Source organism: Sphingobacterium siyangense (assembly GCF_007830445.1).
In the GTDB taxonomy this organism is placed as follows: domain Bacteria; phylum Bacteroidota; class Bacteroidia; order Sphingobacteriales; family Sphingobacteriaceae; genus Sphingobacterium; species Sphingobacterium siyangense.
Genome location: NZ_VLKR01000021.1, coordinates 1 through 12,670, shown reverse-complemented (window position 1 = coordinate 12,670; position 12,670 = coordinate 1). Strand labels below are relative to the sequence as shown.

12 protein-coding genes are annotated in these 12,670 nt (G+C 40.6%); 5 read left to right on the top strand and 7 right to left on the bottom strand.

Annotated elements, in window-relative coordinates:
- Positions 1-52 precede the first annotated feature (52 nt).
- The 3 genes from IQ31_RS17755 to IQ31_RS17745 form a co-directional block, all read right to left on the bottom strand.
- Positions 53-1,273 carry an SH3 domain-containing protein gene (locus IQ31_RS17755; protein ID WP_145328966.1) on the bottom strand — a complete coding sequence of 407 codons (1,221 nt, stop codon included), beginning with the start codon at positions 1,271-1,273 and terminating at the stop codon, positions 53-55.
- 216 nt (positions 1,274-1,489) lie between these two features.
- The gene (locus IQ31_RS17750) at positions 1,490-1,870 is read right to left on the bottom strand and encodes a hypothetical protein (RefSeq protein ID WP_145328964.1); all 381 of its coding nucleotides are present in this window, start codon (positions 1,868-1,870) and stop codon (positions 1,490-1,492) included.
- A 34-nt stretch (positions 1,871-1,904) separates the two neighbouring features.
- On the bottom strand, positions 1,905-2,318 hold the full coding sequence (locus IQ31_RS17745) for a hypothetical protein (protein ID WP_145328962.1): 414 nt from the start codon (positions 2,316-2,318) through the stop codon (positions 1,905-1,907).
- Positions 2,319-2,502: 184 nt separating this feature from the next.
- Here IQ31_RS17745 and IQ31_RS17740 point away from each other — a divergent pair, with 184 nt between their 5' ends.
- The 5 genes from IQ31_RS17740 to IQ31_RS17720 all read left to right on the top strand — a co-directional run bounded on the left by IQ31_RS17740 (position 2,503) and on the right by IQ31_RS17720 (position 7,412).
- Positions 2,503-3,273 carry a hypothetical protein gene (locus IQ31_RS17740; protein ID WP_145328960.1) on the top strand — a complete coding sequence of 257 codons (771 nt, stop codon included), beginning with the start codon at positions 2,503-2,505 and terminating at the stop codon, positions 3,271-3,273.
- A gap of 287 nt (positions 3,274-3,560) precedes the next feature.
- Positions 3,561-4,106 carry a hypothetical protein gene (locus IQ31_RS17735; protein ID WP_145328958.1) on the top strand — a complete coding sequence of 182 codons (546 nt, stop codon included), beginning with the start codon at positions 3,561-3,563 and terminating at the stop codon, positions 4,104-4,106.
- Positions 4,107-4,129: 23 nt separating this feature from the next.
- On the top strand, positions 4,130-5,842 hold the full coding sequence (locus IQ31_RS17730; protein WP_145328956.1) for a HEPN domain-containing protein: 1,713 nt from the start codon (positions 4,130-4,132) through the stop codon (positions 5,840-5,842).
- A gap of 77 nt (positions 5,843-5,919) precedes the next feature.
- On the top strand, positions 5,920-6,558 hold the full coding sequence (locus IQ31_RS17725; protein WP_145328954.1) for a type IV toxin-antitoxin system AbiEi family antitoxin domain-containing protein: 639 nt from the start codon (positions 5,920-5,922) through the stop codon (positions 6,556-6,558).
- Complete coding sequence (locus IQ31_RS17720) at positions 6,555-7,412, top strand: nucleotidyl transferase AbiEii/AbiGii toxin family protein (protein WP_145328952.1); 858 nt, start codon at positions 6,555-6,557, stop codon at positions 7,410-7,412. The genes IQ31_RS17725 and IQ31_RS17720 overlap by 4 nt, the downstream gene beginning before the upstream one ends.
- Before the next feature lie 169 nt (positions 7,413-7,581).
- On the opposite strand, the gene IQ31_RS17715 is transcribed toward IQ31_RS17720, so the two are convergent.
- The 4 genes from IQ31_RS17715 to IQ31_RS17700 form a co-directional block, all read right to left on the bottom strand.
- Positions 7,582-8,256: an ATP-binding protein gene (locus IQ31_RS17715; RefSeq protein WP_208734302.1), complete on the bottom strand. Its 675-nt coding sequence runs from the start codon at positions 8,254-8,256 to the stop codon at positions 7,582-7,584.
- Positions 8,257-8,426: 170 nt separating this feature from the next.
- A complete protein-coding gene (gene istB, locus IQ31_RS17710) occupies positions 8,427-9,143 on the bottom strand; it encodes an IS21-like element helper ATPase IstB (RefSeq protein ID WP_145328948.1) in 717 nt (238 codons plus the stop codon).
- 26 nt (positions 9,144-9,169) lie between these two features.
- The gene (gene istA / locus IQ31_RS17705) at positions 9,170-10,753 is read right to left on the bottom strand and encodes an IS21 family transposase (RefSeq protein WP_244294524.1); all 1,584 of its coding nucleotides are present in this window, start codon (positions 10,751-10,753) and stop codon (positions 9,170-9,172) included.
- A gap of 227 nt (positions 10,754-10,980) precedes the next feature.
- The gene (locus IQ31_RS17700; RefSeq protein ID WP_145328944.1) at positions 10,981-12,606 is read right to left on the bottom strand and encodes an ISL3 family transposase; all 1,626 of its coding nucleotides are present in this window, start codon (positions 12,604-12,606) and stop codon (positions 10,981-10,983) included.
- Positions 12,607-12,670: the final 64 nt, after the last annotated feature.

The window sequence follows — 12,670 nt, the reverse complement described above, 5'->3', positions numbered from 1 at the left end:
CATTTTCAAATGCTTGGAAGTCTATACATGAACCCGACACAATTTCAGAGTATTAACAATAATACATGCACTCATAGCTGGCCAGTTTTCCATCGACAAATCTGAAGATAAATAATCCGGCATCGCCATTTTGAATATGGTAAACATGTGGCGTTGAAATCCAATCTGCCGAAAGCAGTTCACCAAAGTGGCTTACAAAGTCTTTTTCTGCGTAATTGGCATCCATTCGCTGATCACCTAACACAATAGCCTCACCATCGCTAAAAGATAGCTTGTACAAGCTTCCGACCACTTTCCCTTTATAGTTTTCTTCGAAGGCAACGATCATATTCGGTGATTTATAGTAATACCGCGGCTCCCAACCACATTCGGGCATATCGGGGATTTCGGAAACTCGTTGTAAAGCCAGTTGCTTCATCTGCACATCCGTAATCTTGCCGTCAGATAACGACACTCCTTTCCATTCGAAATGGAAGTTCAACGCTTTCAGTTTCTTTGCATAGGCTTCGGACTGGAGCTCATTTTGGAATCTATTGGCCAATAGTAATTCAAAATCGATATCTACCTTAGGATCCACTTTTCCCGCTTGAGTATAGGATTCCTTCCAATAGGTAAGGGCCTGTTTCAATTTAGGATACTTGGTCCAGCCGATTTCACGCAGGCGGCCGGCTGCTGCCAGCTCTTTCTCCTGGTCCTTTCCTTTTACGGCCAGATATTCTTTTAGCACTTTGTCATACGTTAGTTCAGACCCCAAAAATTTCATCTGAATATATTCTGGACTTTCATGAAAGTGGTCTCCAATGTAGACCCATCCATCTGTGTAGAGCGGCACATAATCGATACATACCATTTCATTGAGTCCGGCTCGACGTACGGCAAGACTTGCTGTTGTCGGTGATTGACGCACGCGCAATTGAGCAACCTGTACATAGAAATGTGGGCATTGGGCTTCTGTTATTCCACGATAGAAATATTGCCTTGGCTCTCCGGCAGATCTCTTTCCGAACATTGCACTTGTCAAAGGCTGACGGTCAATATAACCGATATCCCCATTACTCACCTGCACCTTATATTGTGTACTGGTGGAATCTAGCAGGTAGACAGGTGCCTCGGTCGGAAAAACACCTAAGAGATCTTTATTATTTCCTGCTTCACAGTAGAGGTGCCCCCATGTTGAGGTATACATTGGCCGTTGACCCGCTGGCTGTGCTACTGCGTGATGCACAAACCAACTAACAAAAAAGCACAGTATAAGTAATCCTTTTTTTGACATAAAATTAATTCTTTGAATACATGACTAGCGATCGTTCCATTGCGATCAACAGCAGGGAACGAGACATCATAAATGCAACAGAAGCCTTCCCAGATGCTGGTAAAACAAACACCTTTTCAATAACGAAATTAAAACAAAAAGGAGGCCAATGAAATCACCGGAATCAGGTATTTTTTGAGGTAGGAAACGATCAGGTTTCTAAACTACGCGATATGGCTATTTGCGCTGCAATAAACTCACCTGTCCTTCCAATGACTGGATTGTTTTTTCCTGTGCCTTGACTGTTTGCTCTAAGGCATTGACCAGCTGCTTATAAATTCCGAGGCCTTCGGTGGTGACAGGAGCGGCTTCGGCAGACGGGGCACTGACTACATCCCTATCATCCTTCCGCATCATAGTTCCTTCGCCCATGAGTAACCAGGCCGGACTAATGTCGGGATGTTTAGACAGTATAGCAACCATGGCATCGGAACTGAGTGCCGTATTTTTCTGCCCTCCCTTAAAGTTTGCATAGGAAAGTTGCACATCTTTGAAAAATTCGGTTTTGCTGATCCCTTTGGTTTCAGCAATAAGCAGCACTCGTTCCTTTACATTCACCTATAGGTCCCTTTTAAAAATCGTCGATTAATTACTAATTCTTTAAGGATTCGATCTCCCGCTCCAATGAAGACAATAATCTCTCCAAAGACATAATTGTCTTCTCTTGAGATTTTATCGTGATATTTTGTGAAGCTATAACCTGTCTCAAACTATTGATTACAGAGTTCGTAATTCCCTCCAATTCGGGAGTTAAATAAGTTTCCTCTTCTTCTTTTAATACGAGCTTAGGCTTTAGCATCTCGCCTTCACCCTTTAGCAACCACTCGGAAGAATATTGCGGATATTTTTCAACAAGATTTATTAGCCATTTAGATTGTATATCAGTTCCATTGGCAAGCGCACGAGTAAAAACCCCTTTACTGGCCCCTATTGTAGCTTCAAAAGCTGAAACACTCATCCCCTCCCTATCCGCAACAATCTTAATTCTCTTCAAAATAGAACTCATTACCGAAAATTTTAATATAAAATATTTGTTTTACCGAAAAATAGTTCTTAATTTAGTGTCAACGAAGACAATTATAAACTACTTTACAAACCAAAAAATTTATGAAACCAACAAGGCTTTAGATCAGTGCACAGATCGGTATATGCCCAAGTAGCAGTTTCATCAACTAAAAAAATATAATCTGATGAAAAATACGCAAAAGAAACTAAAAGCGAAACATTTTCGCTATTTAAGCAAGGATATAGTCAAAAATCCAATGATCTATATCAGGGATTTCTATCGCTATGAAACAAATATTATTTACTGGGTGAATCATATTCAGCTTTTTGTCAACGCAGCAACTGTCCCCGAAATGGCAGATCACAATTTTGCTGAAAACGGATATCATTGCAAACAAATGATCAAACAGATTGAAGTGGCTTTTGTAATTTTTCATCAATGTCAACTCTCTATACAAGAAACGCCATTGAATTTCTTTTCGACAAAAGAAGACTACCACAATTATCTATTTAAACTGGAATATACGACCAACGGACATATAGATCCTTCTGACACCATCAGTAAGTTTTTCTCATACCAATCTCTTCAAAAATGGTATCAAACAATGGATGATATCATGCACTATCTAACGGTATCCGACTCAGGTAACTACGAATATTTTGGCGATCAAATTATGGCCATACGAGAATTGCTGATGCGACTCGCATTCGCCCTACACTATATCTATGAAGATGAGGGAATATCCTTAAATGTTCCATGCTATGTAAAAGCTATAAATGATGAACCTCATCAGTCTACCAAAGAGAAAACTAAATTACGGCAAATCATAGAAGAAAGTATTGATAAAAAATATGCTCAAAAAGAAGTGCAGGAAAACAGCAATGATATTGAAGACAGCCAAAACTCACACATATCAGAAATCCCCGTAAGCGAAGTAGCAACTCAGAAACAATAAACTAACGCTTTTAAAGCACTAAAGATCAATGAAATCCGCATAATTTATTCAACCAAAATACAACGAATTCATGAATACAGCTGAAAAATAAACTATGCATGAGTAATTACGAGGGGAATTAATAAGTGGCATTAGGCTCGTTGAATATTGCTTAAAACAGCGCTTAATAAAGACCTAGTTTGTGCGTCCACGAAGGTACTCAGAAAGTTACAGCTCAACTGCGCCTCTCTGGTGTAGTATAAATAACTCAATCAAAAAAACAATTGATAATCAAATAACCTAAGAAGATGAAAAAGAAAAGCAGAAAAATAACATGGAGAGAATTTAGATACCTCCGTAAAGGCCAATTCAATAATCACTTGTTGACCCTCAAAAACTTTTCAGAGGATAAAAAAAATTGCAGTAAAAATTTCTTGCATTTTATCAACATGTGTTTATGCAAAGAGATCCGCTGTAAGGATTTTAACTCAACGCATGCTTATCTAGAACTCGGTAAAGCGATCGATCTTGCTTGGCTGATATTTAACAAATCCGGATTAAGAAGAAAGAATAAAAAATATGTTCTTCCGAACCATAGCGACGAGATTGACTGCTCCTGTAATTATCGTCTAGAAGTATATCCTCCCGATTTTTTAACGAAAATGTTTAGCTACCAAAGTCACAGAGACTGGTATACCGCTATAGACGAACTTCTCTTTTCCTACTTGGACCCAAGTTTTAGTTGCACTTTTTTAAGTTATTCAGAAGATCTCATACCTCTTCAAGAAACACTCTCAGATCTCCCAATTGTTTTGAAAACCATACATCTAAATGAAGGAAAAATAGATAAATAACCACAACACCAAACCAATTAATTATGAACACCGATATTAACCCTATTATCGAAGCAATACTTCGTGCTGTTGCTGTCGATGAAATCTACCAATGGACTTTTGACCACGATGGCAAAAAGTATCAAATGTTACAGGTCAATCTCACATCAAATGCCGGAATTCGATTTTCCGATGCAAACAGTCTGATAAACAAAACCGTTGGTTCCTATCCCAATGTGTATATCAATGTGAACTTCACCCACGAAATACAACAAAAAATAAATCAAGGTTTAGGCCGGGCCTATCTTATTTGCCAACCTGAAAACCGCATTTATCAGAATCCTGTGCAAGATATCCCCCTTGTCTTACCAAATAATAAAAGTGACGAAGTCATCGAAAAAACACGGACGTATATCGATAAGGAAAAGGGCAAGATTCGATCTTTTATAGATGGCTACAATTTCTATTTCGAGCATAAAAATTATGCACACGCAGCCTTTATGCTACATCAGGCCATCGAACTATCCTTAAAAACCGCAGAACACATCCTTTTAAATGATGATCGAAAATCACATTCGCTTACAGGTAGTATGGGCTACCTTAAAACTTTTGACTCCAAACTAGCGAGACTAATCGACAACAAAGAAGAAAAACAAACCTTAGCTAAAATCGATGAAGCTTATATTGGTTATCGTTATAATCAAGACTATTTTATAGATGAAGCTGTATTAGAAACAGGCTATCAAATTTTAATAAACACGTTAAACTGGATCTACGACTATTCTAATCTTTTATTCGAAGAAATTAAGTCAAAACTTAACCCAGTCCCAGTTGCTAACAACAAAGTTGAAAATTACAAAAATAACAATGAAATATACAAACAAAACTATTGTAATACCAATTATCGAGACCTCATTTTAAACGCTATAGAGCGCTATTGCACGCCTGCGCTGGTAGTATGTTTCGGTTATGATTCTGATCATCACAAATATCAGAATGCGCTCCGAAGGGCAAAAAATGATTGTATCACGCATGCCTACTATATTTTTGTCGCTTATGATATTTTAAGCGCCGAGATCAATAATCTAACGCAGCTCATAACGGATTTGCTCCCCAACAATGTAACGCTTACGCTCGCCACTGAAAACTCCACCGCTTTCAGCAAACAGCTTTCAAAGGGTCATCCCTTTTTTCTTTCGCTCCTGAAAGCCGGTGACATCTGGTTTCAGAATCCATCAATAGCAAATATCGATCTGGAAAGCATCGTTGCCCCACAACTTAATCTTGAATATGTACGTCAACAATGGAAGAAGCGCTATGACAACGCACGTTGCTTATATTACGCCTTTGAAGAGGGCTGGTCTTTTGGTGTAGAGGCGGCATATTACACCCTTTCGCACGCATTGGAACAAATTTGTCTCGGCGTCATTAATACGGTACTCCAATACAGACCGCAACGTGTCAACCTGACTTTTCTGATGACACTCTGCAAATTGATAGTCCCTAATGCCTACGCAACATTCTGCCTTGACCATGAGGAACTTTTCGCCGCTTTTAAGAACATTACGGAAGCACAGCAGCAATTTAGGTATAATGCAAATTATAAAGGAGATCCATTAGCAATTATAGAATTGCAACAACGCACAAAAACATTTATAGAAAGGTGTAACGAAGAGATGGAATGCTATTTTGAGAAAATTTCAAACCAACAGAACAGCTGCTCGAACAAGTTGAATAGAAAGTATATTACAAAGTAACAAAACCAACTACAATCATGTCAAATAATTTGCAAATAATCGGAATTATTCCGATTATTATATAAATATTTAACAAAATGGATATTAAACAGGCTTTAGAAAATTACGCAGAAACACCTATTACGCGACAAATAGCCTTGTCCATTCTTAAGGATTACAAGCGCCCCAACGACAAAATAAATGAGCTTGTGAAATCGGGAATATTGACAGCACTGAAGCGAGGATTTTATATACCTGGTCCCAAAAGTAAAATCTTAGGTCCAGAGTTATTTTTAATAGCAAACCATCTATGGGGCCCCAGTTATATATCTATGGAATCTGCACTTTCTTATTGGGGCTATATTCCTGAAAAAGTGTATGAAATTAGTTCAATTACTCTAAAAGCGACAAAGGTTTTTAATCCAAAAATTGGTAGGTTTAGTTTCGCTCACCTTGGCCTCCCTTATTATTCCTTTGGCCAAAAGACGGCACAACTCACCCCAAAACAATCTATAATAATCGGTTCACCCGAAAAAGCATTATGTGACAAAATCATTACCACTTCTGGAATACTTCTCCGAAGCACAAATCAAGTAATAGATTTTTTAATAGAAGATATGAGGATAGACGAAGAAAAACTCAAAGAACTCAATCTTTCAGAAATAGCGTCATGGATTCCTGATGCGCCGAAAAAAAACAGCTTAGAAATGTTAATCAAAACTCTCCACAACTTATGATAAGAGAATGGCTCAAAGAATATAACCCGCAGAATCAACAACAAACCTTTGACGCAATCCGGGAGATTATGCAAGAGGTTACATTAGCAGGGCTTCAAAGATCTGGTTTTTTCGAAAAGGCTGCATTTTATGGCGGAACAGCACTTCGTATTTTTTACCAATTGGATAGGTACTCCGAGGACCTTGATTTTTCACTTTTATCAATAGATCCCAATTTTTCTTTTGAACCCTATTTTGAGGCAATTACAAATGAGTTTAAAGCGTTGGGAATGACAATCAGCATAAATGAAAAAAAGAAAACTGCTACCTTCTCCGTAGAATCTGCCTTTCTGAAATCTGACACTATCTGGAAAGAATTAGTATTAGAAGAAGTCATACCCCAGGCGGGCCTGGGAAATATGCCTGTCATTAAGATTAAAATAGAAGTCGACAAAAAACCTCCATTAGGTTTTGAAACTGAAGATAAGTTATTACTTCGCCCATTCTCTTTTTATATTAAATGCTTTACACTGCCGAGCTTATTTGCGGGTAAAATGCACGCATTATTGTTTAGAAAATGGAAAAATAGAGTGAAGGGAAGAGATTGGTATGATTTGGAATGGTATATAAAAAAAGGTGTTCCTTTGGATATTAATCACTTCCTATTACGTGCCCAAGACACAAATGATTGGAAAAAATCTACAATATCAAAAGAAGATATACTAGATCTACTCAAGATCAAAATAAATACAGTGAATATGAATAGTGTGAAAGAAGATATCGTAAGGTTTATTCCCGATCATACTGCTCTCGATATCTGGAGTCAGGAGTATTTTTCAAAATTAATTCAATACCTCAAATTTGACAGCGTCTAGGGCCCTCCATTTTTGTATGATATTGCAGCAACACACCAAAACATATATCGAAAAGTGTAACGATGAGATGAAATGCTATTTTGAGAAAATTTCAAACCAAACAATGCAGGTACAAATTGAATAAAAGAGATCATTGAAAATAGAAGCCTAAGCACCGTTATTTCAAATGCTATTCAAGACCAATAAACGCTCTAAAATTATCTTTTGAGATTACCTGAACATCTGCGCTATAGGTTTCCACAAAATTTGATGGTATTTTTGCTTTCGCCTTAGGATTCCATTTAAATTCGTAACCAGTTATTTTACCATCCGCTTCTTCTACGTAATCAATTTCTTGCTGCTGTTTAGTTCGCCAAAAATACCGGTTGACAAAACGCCGGCTATAACTATTGTGTTTTAAGCGTTCTGAAATCAAAAAATTCTCCCAGAGTGCCCCCACATCATCTCTTAATTCCATCGGATTAAAGTTTTGTATCACAGCATTGCGGATTCCGTTGTCATAAAAATATATTTTTCGATTTGTCTTTATTTCATTACGCAGGTTTCGGCTAAACGATGTCAGGGGAAATATAATGTAAGAAATTTCCAAGAGATGGATATAATTAGACACGGTGTTTTTATCAACTCCTGTCAGCTGGGCAATTTCATTATAACTGACTTCAGATCCAATTTGAAAGGCTAAAGCTTGAAGGATCTTTTCGAGAACTTCTGGTTTCTTTATATTCGCCAAGGCTAAAATATCCCGATATAAATAACTTTGAGAAATCTCATTGAGGACTTCCCTTTCTTCACCGCGGCTAGCTATCGATTCTGGGTAAAACCCATAGACCAATCTAGTTTCCAAATCGCCGACAGCATTAAGAAAACCCGTGTTATGCTCATATTCAGCATAGGAAATAGGGAATAGATTGAACTCTCTCTTACGTGGATATAATGGTGATATTGACCCCTCCGCTGGACATACTGACCCCTCTATGGAGTTAGTATCTCAGTCCAACTGATGACCTGACAATATTACTTCTTTTTCCTTAGACTTTCACCTTTTAGTTCAATCCGATATGAGCTATGTATCAGTCTATCAAGTATTGCATCTGCAATGGTATCTTCACCGATCACATCATACCAGCTGGCTACGGGCAACTGACTGGCAATGATGGTCGATGCCTTAGCGTGCCGATCTTCAATTATTTCCATCAGATCCAGTCTTTGCTGCTGGTCCAGATTTACCAGTCCGAAGTCGTCGATAATCAGCAGGTCCGTTTTTGATATCCTATCCATCAGCTTGTGCAGTGTACCTTCCAAACGTGCCATTTTGGTCTTTAACAGTAGTTTTTGCAGGTTAAAGTACAGGACTTTATAGCCCTGGGCACAGGCCTGGTGTCCCAAGGCTGAAGAGAGAAAGCTCTTCCCACATCCCGTAGCACCGCTGATGAGTATGGGATCTCCTTTTCTGATGTACTCGCCGGTGGCCAGCGTAGAGATCGTTCCCTTGTCCAGTCCTCTGGAAGCTACCATGTTTACCTCCTCTATCGAAGCCTGATAGCGGAACCCCGCATTCTGCTTAAGCCGGTCAAACCGCTTTTCATCCCGTTCATCTGCTTCTGCCTGCAGCAATAGGGCCAATCCTTCGGAAAGGGTGAGTTCTGTACTACGTCGTGTTTCATTCAACGCTTTCCAGTTACGCTCCATACCATGTAAGCGCAACGCTCTCATCTGTGTTTCAATATTCATCTTGTTTTATTATAGTTTATCGTATTCTATTCTGGTCTCATTTCCGGCCCACCGCTGGGCGGATCGAAGAGTGTGGGCTGGCTACCTGCGTAATATGCCCTACCTCTGATATTGGCATGATCCGGCAAAGAGCTTTTTACGGGAGTTTCTTCCTGGTTATTTGCCGTCCCGTTCTCAAGTACGTTCCTAAAGTAGTAGTAGGTATATAGCTTGTTTTTTAGAACGTACTTACATGCCCTGTCGAACTCTTCTGTCGGGAAGTCACGTTTTAACCTGAACAGCCCGTCGCAGGTACGGAACAACTGTTCTGGATAGCGAGCGTGCTCAAAGAGGGCTTCCAGTAGTTCGGCAAACTCTGCAGAATGCGCTTTTGCCCTTGTCAGGTACGTCCCATGGGATCGGTTCTTATAGGCCTGATGCTCGGATTTGAGGTGTTCTGCAACCGTGGTATAGGTGTTTTCCTGATAACTGCGTATATGGGTAGCAATCTGTTTGCCCTGACAATATATCGATACCATGCTACGTGTGTAGATGATCTTAACCCTTGTGCCGATATAGACAAAAGGTACGCTGTAATAATGTTTGTTGCGCTGCAGGTAGATGTGTCCGTTTTCCCCGACTTTGAGCTCGGCGTAGTACTTCAGCTCGAAGCGCTCTCTGGGAAGCTCACCCAGTGTGGACTTTTCCGCGCTTAAAAAGCGTTCTTCCCGGCAATAGGGCTTTTGCTGCATCCGCGTCTGGTTATGTTTTAACATGCAGGTCTTTATAGCTTCATTGAGCGAATGGATATCGAAGAACTGTCGGTCCCTCAATGGTGCAAAAACACGGGTATAGATCATTTTTACCTGATTCTCTACCAGTGATTTGTCTTTGGGGCGTCCTGCACGCGCAGGGACTACAGCAGTACCGTAGTGGTTGGCAAAGTCTTCCATGGACTGGTTCAGGAGTGGCTCGTATTTATCGGCTCTGGTCACCGCTGCTTTCAGATTGTCGGGAACAATGGCCTTGGGGACGCCACCGATGGCTTCCAGACAACAACTCAGTGCGTATAGAAAGTCGGGGGTCTGTTGGGATGGTACAGCTAGGGCAAAAGCATAGTCTGAAAAGGGCAGGCAGGCCACAAATACCTCGCAGGCGACCAGCTCTCCCGTGGAGCGGTCGATATAATGGAGTTTCTTTCCTGAAAAGTCAATATATAGTTTGTCCCCGGCGGTGTGTTCCATCACCATGCTTCCTTTTCGGGAGACAAGCTGCTGTCTTAAATGATAGTTGAACTGCGGATAGCTATAACCGGTGGGATCACTTTCGATGTATTCCTGCCAGAGCAACTGTTTGGTGACACCGGTGCGTTTAAGTTCCTTTTCGTAATAATCAAGACGGCTTTTCAGGTACTCAAACTTGTCGGCTTTGTAGGCAGGATTACCGGCATGAAAGGATTTCTCGAGTAAAGGATCATCTTGCCTGAGTAGTTCTTCCGTATTGAACCCGCCTTCGGCCATCTTTTTAAGGTAGGACCTCACCGTGTTTTTGCTCATCCCAAGGATGCGCGCGATTGTTTTTATCCCGTTACCGCTCTGGTACAATCTGATTAATTGTTTTATCTGACTCATTCGTTTTGGTTTTCCAGCCATCAGTGATCCGAATTGTTTGATCACTAAGTAACAAAAACTACTCGCTAAGGGGGCAGTATGCTCCAGCGCAATGAACTGAAAATCGAAATTAGGGGGTCAACATCCGCCAGTATGGCAGGCGAATGTGGACTGTAAATGCAATATGACCTCCTAGATCTAATTCAATTTTGAGGGGGCAGCTTGCGGTTCTTCCCCACTTTTGGTGGTCAAGACGGAGCGTATACTACACGTTTCCTCAATAAGTCAAACCCCGCTCTACCATACATCTGCCTCTTAATCATTTTCAGTCGGTTCACGTTTCCTTCCACGGGACCATTACTCCATGGTAAGGTGAGCGCATTTTCAACAGCGGGGCAATCGGCGAGCAGTCCTTTTGCGAATGATGCTATTTCTTTTAGTCCCGAGGTGCTTGATTTCTCGATCCACTCCCTCAATTTTGTATCGCCCGACTTCTCAGCCATTATTTTACGGAAGGATTGCACTAGGATAAAAGTCTTATTCAGCTCTTTGGAGGATTTGCATAATTCGCGGATGATATTCCGTTGGTCATCCCACAGATTTTGTTGATCTGACAGAAACCATATCGCCGCTGATGATGTTTTAAAAGTTGCTGCACCATGATTCGGTAATTCTTTAGTGAACCCAGCTTTTTTGCCCACTCGGATCCCATAGAATTTCAAGCCTTCTGAGAAAGTTGAATAGGCTCCTTTATATCCTTGGGTTCTGAGCTCCTGCCACAATGTGGTGATCAATATGCTCGGCTCTTCCTCCATACGCTTTTTTATATGCGTAAAGAATTTTTCAAGCGGATTAATCTTGCATTGAGATTTCCGGGGCAAGGTCTCCATGTCCAGATAGTTTTTGACGGTTTGTCTGTGCATGCACAGATGCCGTGCCATGGCACGTATGGAATATCCTTTTTTCTGTAATTCCTTCAGTTGCTCAAACCGCTTTAAGCGGATCCCGCCATGAGCTGAATCCGGAGAGCTTCTGTTTTCAGATAGTGTGCTTTGATTTTCAGCTATTTGTTGATCGTCAACCCGCAACTGCTTATTGGCCAACAAAGCTGTGGCTTTGCTGTAATGCCTGATCAAAACTTTCTGTACCGCCTCACTTAAATTTTTCAACAAGTGCCAACGATCGGTGACCTGGATAGATTGGGGAGCACCCAAAGTAATAGCTTTTCGATAGTTACTGTATCTATCCCGGCTCATTACTTCAATCTCTGGACGTTCCTGTAGCCATTTACGCAATGTCTCCTGTTCACGGTCTGGTAATAGATCTATCACTTTCCCTGTGTGGAGATTGACCAAAATACTACCGTAACTTTTCCTTTTTTTGTAAGCCCAATCGTCTACGCCAATGGCGGTTACACCTTTTGCTGGTGAAAAATCGCATTTTTCAATCAACCGTAGTATAGTCGTATCGCTCGTGGGTATCGACAATATGGTACAAATCCGCTGAGCAGGCCTTCCTCCGGCAAGAAGCCCAAGTTGTCTGATCTTACTTTCCAGACGCTCAGTCCTCCGTTTATATGGCCTGAAATGACTCTCGAACCTCTCGGTGAATATTTTGAACGGACATTCGTCTTGATGACAATAAAATTTACGAGAGCGAAGAATAATTCTGGAAGTTTTACCGAAGACAGGAAGGTCTGTGATCTTGCGGGTGTAATAGCTGTGGATTCTTTTCGAAGTGATGCAGCAGTTTGGGCAGACAGCACTTTGGGTAGTACTCTGCACATAAACTACCAGTACATCTTGCTGGTTATCTACTGATATAATCCTGAAGTTATCACCATCGTCCGAAAAAACAAGTTTTGATGCATTCATTAAAATATGAACGCTAATTGAAGACAAATATGATGGTATTACCACCAAAAGTGGGGAAGAACCA